Raw genomic sequence first — 13,963 nt, forward strand, 5'->3', positions numbered from 1 at the left:
CCGGCCGATGATCCTGCTGCTGACCCAGAACTTCCCCCCGGACCCCGGCGGGATCGAGGCCCTGATGGGCGAGATGGCCGAGCAGCTGGTCGCGAGCGGCCGGACCGTGCTGGTGCTGGCCGACCATATCCGGGGCCGGGGCCTCTCCGAGCCCTCCTGGCCGGCTGGCATGGGGCTTCGCCGCTTCGGCGGCCCGCGCCCGATCCGCCGGTTCCGCAAGGCCCTGGCCGCACGGCGCGTCCTCGCCGGGCACCCGGTCCAGGGCGTGATCGCGGACAGCTGGAAGAGCCTCGAGCTCCTGCCGCGCCCTGATGTGCCGACCCTCGTCCTGGCGCATGGCAGCGAGTTTCCGCCGGCGGCCAGCGCCCGCAAGGCGCGGCGGATCGGGGCCGCGCTGGGCAAGGCGACGGCCATCGCCGCCAACTCCGGATTCACGGCGGGGTTGATGGGCCCCTACCTTCCCCAGGACGCGGTGCGGCCGGTGGTGATCCACCTGCCGGTCGCCCCGCAGCCTGCCCCGGACGAGGAGGCGCGCCGTTGGGCCGAGGGCTTCCTGGGCGGGGCGGGACCCGTCCTGCTGACCGTGGCGCGGCTGGAGCCCCGCAAGGGGATCGACTCCGTCCTCCGCGCGCTCCCGGCCCTGGCCGGCCGCCATCCCGGCCTCCGCTACGTCGTCGCCGGGGGCGGCGAGGACGAAACGCGCCTGCGCCGCCTTGCCCGGGAGCTGGGGGTGGAGGAGCGGGTCCGCTTCCTCGGGCGGGTCGTGGACAGGAATTTGAAGGCGGCCCTCTACGCGGGGGCGGACCTTTTCGCGATGCCCTCCCGCCGGGAGGGCGCCTCGGTGGAGGGCTTCGGCCTCGTCTACCTGGAGGCCGCCTGGCACGGCCTGCCCGCGGTCGCGGGGAGCGATGGCGGTGCGGCGGAGGCCGTGCTGGACGGCGAGACCGGCCTCGTCTGCGACGGCGCCGATGACGGGGCGGTGGCGGCGGCCCTCGCCCGCCTCCTGGACGATCTCCCCCTCCGCCGGCGGATGGGCGAGGCCGCGGCGCGCCGCGTGCGGAGCGGCTTCGGCTGGGAGACCGTCCTTCCCCGCTATCTCACCCTGCTGGAGGGGCAGCCCGCCCGCGGTGAAGGACCCCGAGCAGCTCCCCGATGATGGCCGCCATGAGCAGCAGCCCGATCCACCATTCCTGCCACACGCCGTAGCTGAGCATCCCGATCACCGCGGCGGCGGCGAGCATCCCCGTCGCGCCCGGCCCGTTCTCCCCGGCGCGCCAGCCCAGGCGCAGCATCAGCGCGGCGGCGAGGAAGGCGCCGACGCCGCCCAGCTCCAGCCAGATCTGGAGGGGGATGTTGTGCGTGTGCAGCGGCAGCCGCTGCGCTCCGGGGCCGGAGAACCAGCCCCTCGTGGCGGGGGAGGTGAGGCCGAAGCGGTCGAGGGTGGCGGCATCGAAGGCGTCCCGCCCGCCGGGGACCGTCCGGCTCGCCTCGCCGCCCCAGCCGAGGACGGGGCGCTCCTCGACCCGGTCCACGGCCCAGTCCCAGATGAGGATCCGGTGCGCGGCCGAGAGCGGCCTTCCCTCCAGCGGCGGCAGGGCGGGCAGGGCCGCGTGGATCAGCAGCGGCATGGCGACGAAGGCGGCGGCCAGCGCCACGCCGATGCCCCTTGCCACCCAGCGGCCGAGAAGGGCCGCGCCCCCCATGGCGAGCAGCCCCGCCACCGCCGCGATCTTCGCGGACTCCGCCGGCAGCAGGAGGGCCGTGGCCAGCCCGGCGAGGACGAGGGCCAGCCGCGCCGCGCGCGGGACGCGGGGAAGGGCGAGGACCGCGGGCAGGAGCAGGGCGATGACGGAGACGGCCGGCTTGAGCCCGAAGGCGAGCACCCCCGGGATCGGCCCACCGCCGCGCACCCCGGCCCGCAGCAGCCCGCCCGTCATCGCGTCGAGAGAGGCGAGGAGGATGCCGGTGCCCAGGCCGATGGCGAGGAGCGGCAGCATGGAGGCCAGCCGCTCCGCCGGTTCCTCCCGCAGGGCGCGGAGCGCCAGCGCGGCGAGCAGGACGAAGCCCCCGACCGTGAGCGCGGTCGCCGCCGCCCGCCCCGGCGCCTCCGCCCAGGCGGCGCTGACGAGGCACCAGGCGGGGATCAGCAGGGCGATGGCGAGGGTGGGGCCGGAGGGCCGGGGAAGCCGGCGCCGGACGCGGGCATAGGTGGCCACCGTCCCGGCGAGGGCGAGCGTCGCCGCCAGCGCGATGCCCCGGTACTGCAGCACCCCGACGACCGGGGCCAGGAGCAGGAGAAGGCCGAACGGCGTTCGCACATCCTGAAAGAGGCGGCGGAGGGGCACTTGCGTCGGGGAGTCCAGTTCGGGGCGGCGGTTCGGGCGGCCTGTCCGCGTCACCCGCCCGGCTACCCCCACCACTCGCCCAGGCGCCGGGTCCTGGCAAGCCGCGCCCCGGGGATGGATCCCGGGAATAGACGCTGGGGATGGGCCTTGGGGATGAGCCCCGGGGATGGGAGAGGATGCGCCGATGTGCGAGATGAGGGCGGCGCGCGGGTGCGCCGGCCGGCCCTCCGGGGCCGGGCACGCTTCCCGCCGCGCCGGCCGGCGGTGAGCCGGGCCGCCCTCCCCAGCACGAGGACGATGCCCTGAGAGAGGCGCAGATCATGGCCGGGGCACCGGCGGGCGGGACCGGCGGCGGTTCCGCGAGCCGCCGGGTCGTGGGCGGGGCGGGGGGCGCCATCTCCGGGCGGCGGCACGCCACGGGGCCGGTCCGGCGCCCGCCGCTGCCCAATCCCCGCTCCGTGGGCGGGCGCTAGCCCATGTCCGGCATCGCGGGCATCGCCCTCGCCTCCGGCCGGCTGCCCGATCTCGGCGTGCTGGACCGCATGACGCGCGCCCTCGCCCATCGCGGGCCGGACGGGCGGGGGCATCACGTCTCCGGCCCCGTCGCGCTCTCCCATACCCGGCTCGCGGTCATCGACCCCGCCGGGGGCGACCAGCCGCTCTTCGCCGGGCCGGCGGCGCTCATCGCCAATGGCGGTATCCTCAACGACCTGGATCTCAGGGAGGCGAACGCGCTCGCCTGCAGCACGGGCTCGGACTGCGAGCCGCCGCTTCATCTCTGGCGTCGCGACGGGCTGCGCTTCGCCGACCATCTGCGCGGCATGTACGCCATCGCCATCCATGACCGCGCGGCGCGGCGCGTGGTGCTGGCGCGCGATCCTTTCGGAATCAAGCCGCTCTACCTCGCCCAGATCGAGGGCGGCGTCGCCTTCGCCAGCGAGCCCTCGGCCATCCTCGCCACCGGCCTCGTGCGGCCCCGTATCCGGGCCGAGGCGCGGGATGAGCTGCTGCAACTCCGGTTCACCACGGGGGCCGAGACGATCTTCGAGGGCATCCGCCGGCTCCTCCCCGGGGAGACGCTGGTGCTCGGCAACGGCGCCGTGCTGGAGCGCGCGCGGCGCGAGGCCCTGCCCGAGGGCGGGCCGGAGCCGATCACCGAGGATGCGGCGCTGGATCGCTTCGGCGCCGCCTTCCGCGAGAGCGTGGCGCTGCACCAGCGCAGCGACCTGCCCCTCGGCCTGCTCCTCTCCGGGGGCACGGAAAGCGCGGCGGTGCTGGCGATGATGGCGCGGCTGAGCACCCGCCCGGTGCTCGCCTATACCGCGGGCTTCGACATCCCCGGCGCTTCCGACGAGCGCGAGCGCGCGGCCCGTGCCGCCCGGGCCGCCGGGGCCCGGCACGAGAGGGTCGGCGTGACGGAGGCCGAGCTCTGGCGCCACCTGCCGGAGATCGTCGCCTGCATGGACGATCCCGCCGCCAACCCCGGCATCGTCACCACCTGGTTCCTCGCCCGCCGCGCGCGGGAGGAGGTGACGGTGCTGCTCTCGGGCGAGGGCGGGGACGAGCTGCTGGCCGGCTACGGCCGCCACCGCGCGGCGATGCGCCCCTGGTGGCTGGGGGGCAAGGCAATGCGCGCCCACGGCGCCTTCGACCGGCTGAATGTCCTGCGCGAGGCTCCCCGCGCCTGGCGGGACGGCGTCGCCGCCGTCGAGGCCGCCGCCCTCACCGGGGGTCGCACGCGGCTCCAGGCTGCGCAGGCGCTGGACATCGCGGACTCGCTGCCCAACGACCTCCTGGCGAAGCTCGACCGCTGCCTCATGGCCCATGGGGTGGAGGGCCGCACCCCCTTCCTCGACGAGGCCGTGGCCCGCGCCTGCTGGCGCCTGCCGGATTCGATGAAGGTTCGGAACGGGCGCGGCAAGTGGCTGCTGCGGCAGTGGCTGGCGCGCGAGTTCCCGGCCTGCGAGCCCTTCGCGCGGAAGCAGGGCTCCGCCGTGCCCCTGGGCGCCTGGATCGCCTCCACCGCCGATCGGCTCGCGCCGCTGGTGGCCGCGCAGCCCGGGGTGGCGGAGATCGCCCGGCCCGACCGCATCCTGCCGCTCTTCCGCGCCGCCGGAGGCAAGCGCGAGGGCTTCGCCGCCTGGAACCTGCTCTTCTGGGCGCTGTGGCACGGCCGCCATGTGGAGGGGCGGCGCATGGAGGGCGACGTGTTCGAGGCGCTCTCCGCACGGTGAGCCACGGCGCGCCGAGGGGCGCGGGCCGGATGATTTAGATGCGGAAGATTCCGTTACTTGAAACGCCCGCGCGCGTTTCCTGCGTGCTCAACAAGGGGCCGCGCGATGATCAGCGAAGACTGCCTGAATGTCCGTCTCAGCGACTACCTGGACCGTCGCCGGGAGCCCAATCCCTCTCCCCCGGAGAGTGCCGCCGAGGCGGCCGAGGAAGACCAGCGCGCGGCCGATCTGGACGCGGAGAACCGGTAGAGCCACCAGCCCTACTCCACCACGATCCGCCGCTCCCCGATGATGCGGCGCCAGGTGCGGCCGTCGCTCTCCATCAGCGCGGCCAGCTCCTCCGCTGATCCTGTGACGACATCGGCGCCCTGGGCCGTGAGCCGGGCGCGCAGAACATCGTCGGCCAGCGAGGCCCGGAGCATCGCGTTGAGCTGCCCCACCAGCGGGGCCGGGGTCGCCGCGGGAGCGTAGAGCCCGTACCAGGTGCTGTAGCGGAAGCCGGGCAGGCCCTGGCTCTCCACCACGGGCAGGGACTGCAGCTCCGGCACGCGGGTGGGGGCCGTGACGCCGAGCGCCCGGATCTTGCCGTCGGCCAGGATGGGCATCAGCCCGCCCGCGCTCATGAAGGCGGCATGGACGCGGCCCGTCATCATGTCCGTCAGCATCTGAGAGCCGTCGCGATAGGGGATGTGCACCCCCTCGATCCCCGCGACGGACTGGAACAGCTCCGCGCCGAGATGGGAGACGCCGCCCGCGCCAGGGGAGGCGAAGTTGATCGCCCCCGGGCGGGCCTTCGCATAGGCGACGAAGGCGCGCACATCGCTGACGGGCAGCCCGCCATGGATGAGCATGACATGCGGGTTGCCGCTCACCTGCCCGACGGGGGTGACGAGCGCCTCCGTCCCGCGCGCGGCGGCGCTGACGATGGGGTTGACGACGACGTTGCCCAGGGCCGCGAGGAAGAGGGTGTGCCCGTCCGGCGCCGCCCGCCCCATGGTGCGGAGCGCGACGACGCCCGTGCCGCCCGTCACGTTCTCCACCACCACGGGCTGCCCCGCCTCCTGCCCAAAGCGCTGGCCGAGCTCGCGCGCCAGCACGTCCGCGCCCGTCCCCGTGCCGAAGGCGAGGATGAGGCGGATGGGGCGCGTGGCGAAGGAGGGACCGGCGGCGAGGGCCGGCACGGGAAGCGCGGCGCCGGCCAGCAGGCTGGCACCCAGGGCGCGGCGGGACATGGCTGGACGCATCGGTTCCTCTCCCATCCGGGATCCGGCCCGGTTCGGGGGCATCTGAGACCAGCCCGGCCGCGGGGTCCACCGCCCGACCCGCGGCCCCTCCTACTACTGCACAGGCTTGCCGCCCGACCGGCAACGCGGCTTAGTCGGAGCACAAAGGAAGGGAGAGGACGACATGGCCGGCCTGCCGATGGGGAGGCGCACCCTGATGGGCGCCGCGGCGCTCGCCGCCATCTCCCGCCCCTCCCGTGCCCAGGAAGCCGCCCAAGAGGCAGCCCAGGAGTCAGCGTTGACGCCTATCCTCTTCGTCCACGGCAATGGCGACCACTCCGCGCTCTGGATGACGACGCTCTGGCGCTTCGAGAGCAATGGCTGGCCGCGCGACCGCCTGCGCGCCCTCGACTTCACCGACCCCCTCGCGCGCGACGACGACGCCGTGCCCCAGCCCCTGCGCTCCTCCTCCGAGGATTGCCGGCGGGAGCTGGCGGCGGAGATCGCGGCGCTGCGGGCGCGCACGGGCGCGGCGCGCGTCGCACTGGTGGGGAACTCGCGCGGCGGCTACCCCATCCGCAACCATGTGCAGCTTCACGGTGGCGGGGCGGAGGTGTCCCACGCCATCACCTGCGGCACGCCGAACAACGGCATCTACGACTGGGATGCCAACCGCAACCGCGAGTTCAACGCCCGCTCCGACCTGCTGCGGCGGCTGAACGGCACGGAGTCCCAGGTGGTGCCGGGCACGGCCTTCCTCACCCTGCGTTCCGACAGCAACGACCTCTACGCCCAGCCCGACGGCCGCCATGCCGGCCGCCCCGGCGTGCCGACGGGGGTGGGGCATGACAGCCCCGAGCTGCGCGGCGCCACCAACCTCGTCCTCCCCGGGGTGGACCACCGCGAGACGGCCTATTCCGCCCGCGCCTTCCGCGAGATGTTCCGCTTCGTCGCGGGGCGCGAGCCCGAGCAGCTGGACGTGATGCCGGAGGAGCGGCCGGTGCTGAACGGCCGCGTGACCGGCACGCCCGGCGGCGTGCAGACCAACCGCCCCGTCGCCGGCGCCACGGTGGAGGTCTATCGCCTGCATCCCGGCACGGCGGAGCGCATGGGCGGCCCCATCCATCGGCGCGAGACCGGGGCGGACGGGGTCTGGGGCCCGGTGACGGTGTCGCCGGACTGGCCGCTGGAATTCGTGGTGGCCGCGCCGGGGCACCCGATCACCCATTCCTACCGCAACCCCTTCCCCCGCTCCTCCGAGGTGGTGCAGCTCCGCCCGGCCGCGCCGCCCGCCTCGGCGGATGCGGGGGCGGGCGCCGTGCTGCGCTTCAACCGACCGCGCGGCTATTTCGGCCTCCCGCGGGACGTCGTGCTGCTGGACGGGCGCGAGCCGGCCGGGCTGCCGCGCGGCGTCGCGGCCGGCGCCACCGCCGTCGCGCGGCTGCCGGCCGAGGGGATCGGGCGCCCGGTGGTGGGCGTGTTCAACGAGGAGCGGGTGGTGGCCCGCGCCTGGCCGCTGGCCGAGAACCGCATCGCGGTGGCCGAGCTGACCTGGTAGCCGCCCGGCGGCGGGCGTCAGGCCCGGGCGGCACGCCGGGCGGCGCAGCGGGCGAGGATCGCGCGCCGCTCGTCATCCCCCGCCCCGGGCCAGGCGGCGATCTCCTCGATGTGCCGGAAGCAGCCCCGGCAGAAGCCCTCCCCGTCCAGGGCGCAGAGCCCCGTGCAGGGCGAGGAGGGGGCGCCCGGCCCGGCGGGCGCCTGCGCGGCGGGGGTGGTCAACCCGCCTTCCCGCGGTCCAGTCCCCGCGCCAGAGCCCGGGCGAGCGGCGGCCCGAGCAGCACCACGGCCAGCAGCCGCATGGTCTGCAGCGCCATGACGAAGGACATGTCGGCCTGGCTGGCCGCCCCGATCACCGCGACGGAATCGATGCCCCCCGGGCTGATCGCGAGATAGGCCGTCAGCGGGTCCAGCCCGAGCCACCGGACCAGCCCGAGCGACATCAGCCCGCAGAGCCCGATCAGCAGGAAGATGGAGAGCAGGATCACCGGCAGGGCCGAGGCCGCCCGCGCCAGCACCTGCCGCGTGAAGCCGAGGCCGATGCTGCATCCGATCGCGCCGTAGACCAGCGCCATCAGCCAGGGCGGCAGCTCCAGCTCGATCAGCCCGGCCGAGTGCAGCGCGGCGCCCGCGACCATGGGTACCAGCAGCGGGCCGGCCGGGATGCGGCAGCGCTGCCCGATCCAGGCCCCTGCCCCCGCCAGGAGCAGGGCGGTGGCGAAGGGGAGGAGGTGGAGGGCGGGGAACAGCGGCGCGGGCGGCGGCGGGGGCAGGGAGGCGGTGAAGAAGTGGGAGACCAGCGCCGCCGCCCCTGCGACGAGGACCACGCGGAGATACTGCATCAGCGCCACCATCCGCGCATCCGCCCCGAAGGCCTCCGCCATCACCACCATGGCCGAGGCGCCGCCGGGCGCGGTGCCCCAGATGGCGGTGGTTCCCGGCAGCACGCCGAAGCGGCTCATCAGCCAGCCCATCAGGTTGCTCACGGCCAGGGTGGAGAGGACGGCGGCGAGGATGAGGGGCCAGTCCGCGGCGAAGGAGTGCAGGATGTCGGGCGTGACCACCGTCGCGATAAGGCAGCCCACCAGCGCCTGGGCGGCGATGTAGAACGGGCGCGGCAGGCGCACCGTCATCCCGCCGAGGCTGAGCAGGATGCTCGCCGCCATCGGGCCGAGGAGCTGGGAGGCGGGCATCCCCACCAGCCGGAAGGCGGTCGCGAGCAGCACCGCGAAGGCCGCGAGCAGGAGCCACTGCGCCGGGGCCGGCAGCCGCGCGAGGTTGGTCGGCATGCCGGTGCATCCTCCGGGGAACTGCGGGTGGGCGGGGCGCAGAGGCACAGGATAGCCATGGGGGAGGGGAGGTCCAGCCGTGCCCCTCCCGCCATGATCCTCCCTGGGCTATCACCGCGGCCTCCACCGAGGCCGGGGCGACGACATGGCGAGCTATGACCTGATCCTGCGCGGCGGCACCCTCGTGCTGCCCTGGGGCGAGACGCGGGCCGATGTCGCCGTCCGCAAGGGCCGCATCGCCACCATCGGCGACCTCCGCACCGCCGAGGCGGCGGAGGTGATCGACCTCACGGGCCTGCACGTCCTCCCCGGCCTGACCGACCCCCACGTCCACCTGCGCGACCCCGGCGATCCCTCGGTGGAGACGCTCGGCACGGGCACGAAGGGCGCCGTGCTCGGCGGGCTGACGGCGGTGTACGACATGCCCAACACCCAGCCCTCCATCACCTCCCAGGCGCAGCTCGACTGGAAGCGGAACCACATCCGCGAGACGGCCTGGTGCGACGTGGGCATGTATATCGGCGGCGCGCGCAGCAACGTCCCCGATCTCGGCGCGCTGGAGCGCGAGCCGAATGTCTGCGCCATCAAGGTCTTCGCCGGCTCCTCCACGGGCGACCTGATGATCGAGGACGACGAGACGCTGGAGCGCGTGATGCGCAACGGCGCCCGCCGCATCGCCTACCACTCCGAGGACGAGTACCGGCTCCAGGCGCGCAAGCCGATGTTCGCCCAGGGCGGCCCCTACCGGCTGCATGCGGAGTGGCGCGACGTGGAATGCGCCTTCCTCGGCACGCGGCGGCTGATGGCGCTCGCCCGCAAGACCGGCCGCCCCGCCCATATCCTCCACGTCTCCACGGCGGAGGAGCTGGACTACATGAAGGACTTCCGCGACGTCGGCACGGTGGAGGTGCTGCTGAACCACCTGACGCAGTGGGCGCCCGACGCCTACGAGGCGCTGGGCGGCTACGCCGTGATGAACCCGCCGATCCGCGACAAGCGCCACTACGACGCGGCCTGGGCCGCCATCGCGGACGGCACGGTGGACACGGTGGGCAGCGACCACGCGCCGCACCCGAAGGCGGCGAAGGAGCGCCCCTGGCCCGCCACCGCCGCGGGGCTGACGGGGGTGCAGACGATCGTGCCGCTGATGCTGAACCACGTCTCGGAGGGGCGGCTCTCCCTCTCCCGCCTCGCCGACCTCATGGCCGCCGGCCCCGCCCGCGTCTACGGCGCGACGGGCAAGGGCCGCCTCGCCGCCGGCTACGACGCCGACTTCACCGTGGTGGACATGGGCAAGTCCCGCACCATCGAGGCGGACTGGCTCGTCTCCCCCTGCGGCTGGAGCCCCTTCACCGGCGCCCGCTGCCAGGGCTGGCCGGTGATGACGGTCATCCGCGGCCAGCCGGTGATGCGGGAGGACGAGGTGATCGGCGCCCCCTCCGGCGAGCCCGTGCGCTTCGAGGGCACGCGCGCCGCCTGAGGCAGCGGGCCCGCTAGAGCGGTTTCCGTTCGCCGTGGCTCACGGCAACCGCTCTAGCCTCTTGCTTTGTCGCATTTTCCGAGTCGCCGGGTGATTCCACCCGGCATTGAAAATGCTCTAGCGCTGGCCGTGGGCGGTGCCGATGAACAGGTCCTTGTACTCCCGCGGCTGGGAGCGCCAGTACTGCTTCGGCGCCGCCACCTGCGCGCCGAGCCTGGCCGCGGCGTGCCAGGGCCAGCGGGCATCGTAGAGGATCGCCCGGGCGAGGGAGACGGCGTCCGCATCCCCGCGGGCGATGATCCCCTCGGCCTGCTCCGCCTCGGTGATCAGCCCCACCGCGATGGTGGGCAGGCCCACGGCCTCCTTCACCTGCCGGGCGAAGGGCACCTGGTAGCCCGGGGCGAGGGGGATCTTCTGGTGCGGCGAGACACCCCCGGTGGTGACGTGGATCGCCGCGCAGCCCCGCGCCTTGAGGGCGAGGGAGAGGGCGATCGTCCCCTCCACGTCCCAGCCGCCGGGCACCCAGTCGGTGGCGGAGATCCGCATCCAGACCGGCCGCTCCGCCGGGAAGGCGGCGCGCACGGCGTCGAACACCTCCAGGGGGAAGCGCATCCGGTTCTCGAGGCTGCCGCCATACTCGTCCTCCCGCGCGTTCGAGAGCGGGGAGAGGAACTGGTGCAGCAGGTAGCCATGGGCGCCGTGGATCTCGATCCCGTCCAGCCCGAGGCGCGCGGCGCGGCGGGCGGCCTCCGCGAAGCCCTCGCGCACGCGGTCCAGCCCGGCGCGGTCGAGCGCGAGGGGAGTGTCCTCGCCCTCGGTATGGGGCAGGGGGGAGGGAGCCTCGGTCCTCCAGCCGCCCGGCTCGCCCGGGGCGATCTGGGCACCGCCCTCCCAGGGGGCGCGGCTCGACGCCTTGCGCCCGGCATGGCTGAGCTGGATGGCGATCGGCATGGGGGAGTTGGCGCGGCAGGCGCGCAGCACGCGGGCCAGCGCCTCCTCGTCCTCGTCGGAATAGAGGCCGAGGTCGGCGGGGGAGATGCGCCCCTCCGGCGAGATCGCCGTCGCCTCCAGGATCAGCAGCCCCGCGCCGGAGAGGGCGAGGCTTCCGAGATGGATCATGTGCCAGTCGCCCGCGCGCCCGTCCTCCGCCGAGTACTGGCACATCGGGGCGATGGTGATGCGGTTGGCGAGCTCGAGGCCGCCCAGGCGCAGGGGTTGGAAAAGCTGGCTCAACGGCAGGGGCCCTCATCTCGTGCGGGAGCGCGCCGGGCCCGGGGGGCAGGCATGGCGGGTCTCCCGCGCGAGTGTCCCCCTTGCGCCCGGAACGGTCGAGGGGTTCCGGCCCGCCTCAGAGAAGCCGCTCCGGCCAGGGCTGCACCGGCGCGCCCGGACGGGCCTGCCCCACCCCCTGCGGCGGCGGGTTGCCCGGCACCGGCCCGGTCCAGCAGTCCACCGAGCCCAGGCTGCGCGTGCAGTGCGGCTGCTCCACCGCCACCGGCTCCACCCGGCAGTAGCGCTCCCCGCCATCGAGATAGGCGATGGAGCAGTCCCGCCCCGTCACGCCCGAGTAAACGATGTCCGGCACCGCCCGCCCGGTGAGCATGAGCGACACCCCGTTCACGGCGAGGGCCGGCCCCACGGCCGCCTCGCAGCCCGGGAGCAGGAGGAGGAAGGGGAGGAGGAGGGTCCGCATTCCCGCATCATGGCCGGGCGGGCTTAACGCCCCGTGACGGTCCCGCTATACCCCCCGCCCTGTCCGCCATCCGGCGTGGCTGGGCTCCCCGGGGGGCCATCGAGGGAGTGCGACCCGCTTGCCCGACATCTTCGACGAGGTGCAGGAGGACCTGCGGGCCGAGCGCGCCCGGCAGCTCGGCATGCGCTATGGCGGGGCGCTCGCCGCTCTCGCCCTCGTGGCGCTGATCGGGGTGGGCGGCTGGCAGGGCTGGCGCTGGTACCAGACCCGCGAGGCCGAGGCCGCCGCCAATGCCTTCCTCGTCGTCCACCGGGAGACCGAGGCCCAGGGCGCGGACCTCAAGGCCGCCGCCGCGCGCTTCGACGACATCGCGAGCAAGGCGCCGGACGGCTACCGCACCCTCGCCCGCCTCCGCGCCGCCGCGCTGAAGTCCGAGACGGGCGACCTCGCCGGGGCGCTGGCCGAGTGGGACGCGGTGGCGAACGACCGCGCGGCGGACCCGCTCTACCGCGACCTCGCCAGCCTCAACTGGGTGTTGCACGGGCTGGACAGCCAGGACCCCGCGATCCTGGCCGCCCGCATCGCGCCGCTGGCCGGCGATGCCAGCCCCTGGCGCGCCTCCGCGCGGGAGATGCAGGCCCTCGTCGCCATCCGCCAGGGCAACACGGCCGAGGCCCGGCGCATCCTGCAGGCCCTGTCCACCGACGCCGCCGCCCCCCAGGCGCTGCGCGACCGCGCCGCCCGGGTGATGGCGCAGCTTCCCACCGCCTGAAGGAGAGCGAGCGATGCCGAACCCCTCCCGCCGCGCGCTGATGCTGGGCGGCGCCGCCCTCGCCCTCTCGGGTTGCGAGACGATCGACAGCATCTTCGGCGACAGCAAGACGCCGCTGCCCGGCGAGCGCCTGCCCGTGATCCAGGCCGACCGCAGCATCTCGATCGATCCCGCCCTGGCCGGCCGCCCCGTCACGCTCCCGCCCCCCACCGCCCTGGCCGAGTGGCCGCAGGCGGGCGGCAACCTCGCCCATGACCCCGGCCATGCCTCGGCGGGCGAGGGGCTGCGGGAGATCTGGCGCGCGAGCATCGGCACCGGCTCCTCCTACCGCCGCCGCATCACCGCCGGGCCGATCCTGGCGAACGGCACGGTCTTCACCGCCGATGCCTACGGCACCGTCGCCGCCTTCGACGCGGCCCGCGGCGGCCGGCGCTGGACCCGCGAGACGACGCCGGAGAAGGACGATGTGGGCGCGGTCGGCGCCGGCCTCGCCTTCGCGGACGGGGTCCTCTACGCCGCCACCGGCATGGCCGAGGTGCTGGCCCTCGATCCCGGCACGGGCGAGATCCGCTGGCGCGCCTCCGTCCCCGCACCGACGCGAGGGGGCATCACCGTCTCGGGCGGGCGCATCTTCGTGCCCACGGTGGAGAACCAGCTCATCGCCCTCTCCATCGAGGACGGGCGCCGCCTCTGGACCTATCGCGGCCAGCCCGTTTCCGCGGTGCCGCTCGGCCTTCCCGCCCCGGCGGTGCAGGGTGACACGGTGGTGGCCGGCTTCCCCTCGGGCGAGCTGGCGGCGCTGGGCGTGGCCGATGGCCGCGTGGTCTGGACCGAGAGCCTCGCCTCCGGCGGGCAGGCGGCGCGGCGCGGCGGGCTGGCGGAGCTGGCGGGCGTCGCCGGCCTGCCGGTGATCGACGACGGCCGGGTGATCGCGGTCGGCCAGGGCGGCACGGCGCTGATGGTGGACCTCCGCTCCGGCCGCCGGTTGTGGGAGCGCGATGTCGGCAGCTCCCGCTCCCCCGCCGTCGCCGGGGACTGGATCTTCGTCGTCACCCCCGAGAACCAGCTCGTCGCCATGGGCCGGAACGACGGCCGGGTGCGCTGGCTCACCCTGCTGGACGAGCGCTCGGCGCGCGACCGGCGGCGCGAGGCCGCGAGCTTCGGCTCGCCGCTGGTGGTGGGCGGGCGCATCCTCGTACCCTCCTCCCTCGGTGAGGCCGTGCTGGTGGACCCTGCCGAGGGCGGCATCGCCTCCCGCATCCGGCTGCCCGGCGGCACCACCCTGCCGCCCATCGCGGTGGGAGGGACGGTCCTTCTCCTGACCGACGACGGGACGCTGGTGGCCCTGCGCGGGGCCTGAGGGGCCCCGG

At 75.1% G+C, this 13,963-nt stretch carries 13 protein-coding genes; 7 read left to right on the top strand and 6 right to left on the bottom strand.

Features of this window, described 5'->3' with window-relative positions:
• Positions 1-7 precede the first annotated feature (7 nt).
• Positions 8-1,156, top strand: coding sequence for a glycosyltransferase family 4 protein (locus FHS87_RS02620; protein ID WP_184513577.1), 1,149 nt, complete (start codon positions 8-10; stop codon positions 1,154-1,156).
• On the opposite strand, the gene FHS87_RS02625 is transcribed toward FHS87_RS02620, so the two are convergent.
• Entirely contained in the window at positions 1,098-2,345 is a 1,248-nt protein-coding gene (locus FHS87_RS02625) for an O-antigen ligase family protein (RefSeq protein ID WP_184513579.1), read from the bottom strand. The genes FHS87_RS02620 and FHS87_RS02625 overlap by 59 nt on opposite strands.
• A gap of 476 nt (positions 2,346-2,821) precedes the next feature.
• Here FHS87_RS02625 and asnB point away from each other — a divergent pair, with 476 nt between their 5' ends.
• Both asnB and FHS87_RS02635 read left to right on the top strand, forming a co-directional pair.
• Positions 2,822-4,579 (top strand): asparagine synthase (glutamine-hydrolyzing), encoded by a 1,758-nt coding sequence (gene asnB / locus FHS87_RS02630; RefSeq protein ID WP_184513581.1) that lies wholly within the window; start codon positions 2,822-2,824, stop codon positions 4,577-4,579.
• Positions 4,580-4,684: 105 nt separating this feature from the next.
• Positions 4,685-4,828, top strand: coding sequence for a hypothetical protein (locus FHS87_RS02635; RefSeq protein ID WP_184513583.1), 144 nt, complete (start codon positions 4,685-4,687; stop codon positions 4,826-4,828).
• 11 nt (positions 4,829-4,839) lie between these two features.
• Here the strand turns inward: FHS87_RS02635 and FHS87_RS02640 are convergent, their stop codons facing one another.
• Positions 4,840-5,823 (bottom strand): Bug family tripartite tricarboxylate transporter substrate binding protein, encoded by a 984-nt coding sequence (locus FHS87_RS02640; protein WP_184513585.1) that lies wholly within the window; start codon positions 5,821-5,823, stop codon positions 4,840-4,842.
• A gap of 163 nt (positions 5,824-5,986) precedes the next feature.
• Between FHS87_RS02640 and FHS87_RS02645 the strand changes: the two genes are divergently transcribed.
• Complete coding sequence (locus FHS87_RS02645) at positions 5,987-7,360, top strand: hydrolase (protein ID WP_246417784.1); 1,374 nt, start codon at positions 5,987-5,989, stop codon at positions 7,358-7,360.
• A 17-nt stretch (positions 7,361-7,377) separates the two neighbouring features.
• On the opposite strand, the gene FHS87_RS02650 is transcribed toward FHS87_RS02645, so the two are convergent.
• Together FHS87_RS02650 and FHS87_RS02655 are read right to left on the bottom strand one after the other, a co-directional pair.
• Positions 7,378-7,581, bottom strand: coding sequence for a DUF1289 domain-containing protein (locus tag FHS87_RS02650; protein ID WP_184513587.1), 204 nt, complete (start codon positions 7,579-7,581; stop codon positions 7,378-7,380).
• On the bottom strand, positions 7,578-8,648 hold the full coding sequence (locus tag FHS87_RS02655) for an AbrB family transcriptional regulator (RefSeq protein ID WP_184513588.1): 1,071 nt from the start codon (positions 8,646-8,648) through the stop codon (positions 7,578-7,580). Before FHS87_RS02655 ends, FHS87_RS02650 begins: the two co-directional genes overlap by 4 nt.
• A gap of 145 nt (positions 8,649-8,793) precedes the next feature.
• On the opposite strand from FHS87_RS02655, the gene FHS87_RS02660 reads away from it, so the two are divergent.
• The gene (locus tag FHS87_RS02660; RefSeq protein ID WP_184513590.1) at positions 8,794-10,128 is read left to right on the top strand and encodes a dihydroorotase; all 1,335 of its coding nucleotides are present in this window, start codon (positions 8,794-8,796) and stop codon (positions 10,126-10,128) included.
• A gap of 117 nt (positions 10,129-10,245) precedes the next feature.
• Here FHS87_RS02660 and FHS87_RS02665 read toward each other — a convergent pair whose 3' ends face one another.
• Both FHS87_RS02665 and FHS87_RS02670 read right to left on the bottom strand, forming a co-directional pair.
• The gene (locus FHS87_RS02665; RefSeq protein WP_184513592.1) at positions 10,246-11,361 is read right to left on the bottom strand and encodes an NADH:flavin oxidoreductase/NADH oxidase; all 1,116 of its coding nucleotides are present in this window, start codon (positions 11,359-11,361) and stop codon (positions 10,246-10,248) included.
• Positions 11,362-11,476: 115 nt separating this feature from the next.
• Positions 11,477-11,821 carry a hypothetical protein gene (locus FHS87_RS02670; RefSeq protein WP_184513594.1) on the bottom strand — a complete coding sequence of 115 codons (345 nt, stop codon included), beginning with the start codon at positions 11,819-11,821 and terminating at the stop codon, positions 11,477-11,479.
• 118 nt (positions 11,822-11,939) lie between these two features.
• On the opposite strand from FHS87_RS02670, the gene FHS87_RS02675 reads away from it, so the two are divergent.
• Both FHS87_RS02675 and FHS87_RS02680 read left to right on the top strand, forming a co-directional pair.
• Positions 11,940-12,593: a tetratricopeptide repeat protein gene (locus tag FHS87_RS02675; RefSeq protein ID WP_184513596.1), complete on the top strand. Its 654-nt coding sequence runs from the start codon at positions 11,940-11,942 to the stop codon at positions 12,591-12,593.
• Between the two features lie 13 nt (positions 12,594-12,606).
• Complete coding sequence (locus FHS87_RS02680) at positions 12,607-13,953, top strand: outer membrane protein assembly factor BamB family protein (protein ID WP_184513598.1); 1,347 nt, start codon at positions 12,607-12,609, stop codon at positions 13,951-13,953.
• Positions 13,954-13,963: the final 10 nt, after the last annotated feature.

It is taken from the genome of Muricoccus pecuniae, from assembly GCF_014199205.1.
Classification (GTDB): domain Bacteria; phylum Pseudomonadota; class Alphaproteobacteria; order Acetobacterales; family Acetobacteraceae; genus Roseomonas; species Roseomonas pecuniae.

Excerpts from the sequence above, each read along its gene's own strand:
- FHS87_RS02620 (WP_184513577.1), top strand. The coding sequence starts at position 8 with ATGATCCTGCTGCTGACCCAGAACTTCCCCCCGGACCCCGGCGGGATC.
- asnB (WP_184513581.1), top strand. The coding sequence starts at position 2,822 with ATGTCCGGCATCGCGGGCATCGCCCTCGCCTCCGGCCGGCTGCCCGAT.
- FHS87_RS02635 (WP_184513583.1), top strand. The coding sequence starts at position 4,685 with ATGATCAGCGAAGACTGCCTGAATGTCCGTCTCAGCGACTACCTGGAC.
- FHS87_RS02640 (WP_184513585.1), bottom strand. The coding sequence starts at position 5,823 with ATGCGTCCAGCCATGTCCCGCCGCGCCCTGGGTGCCAGCCTGCTGGCC.
- FHS87_RS02645 (WP_246417784.1), top strand. The coding sequence starts at position 5,987 with ATGGCCGGCCTGCCGATGGGGAGGCGCACCCTGATGGGCGCCGCGGCG.
- FHS87_RS02655 (WP_184513588.1), bottom strand. The coding sequence starts at position 8,648 with ATGCCGACCAACCTCGCGCGGCTGCCGGCCCCGGCGCAGTGGCTCCTG.
- FHS87_RS02660 (WP_184513590.1), top strand. The coding sequence starts at position 8,794 with ATGGCGAGCTATGACCTGATCCTGCGCGGCGGCACCCTCGTGCTGCCC.
- FHS87_RS02670 (WP_184513594.1), bottom strand. The coding sequence starts at position 11,821 with ATGCGGACCCTCCTCCTCCCCTTCCTCCTCCTGCTCCCGGGCTGCGAG.
- FHS87_RS02680 (WP_184513598.1), top strand. The coding sequence starts at position 12,607 with ATGCCGAACCCCTCCCGCCGCGCGCTGATGCTGGGCGGCGCCGCCCTC.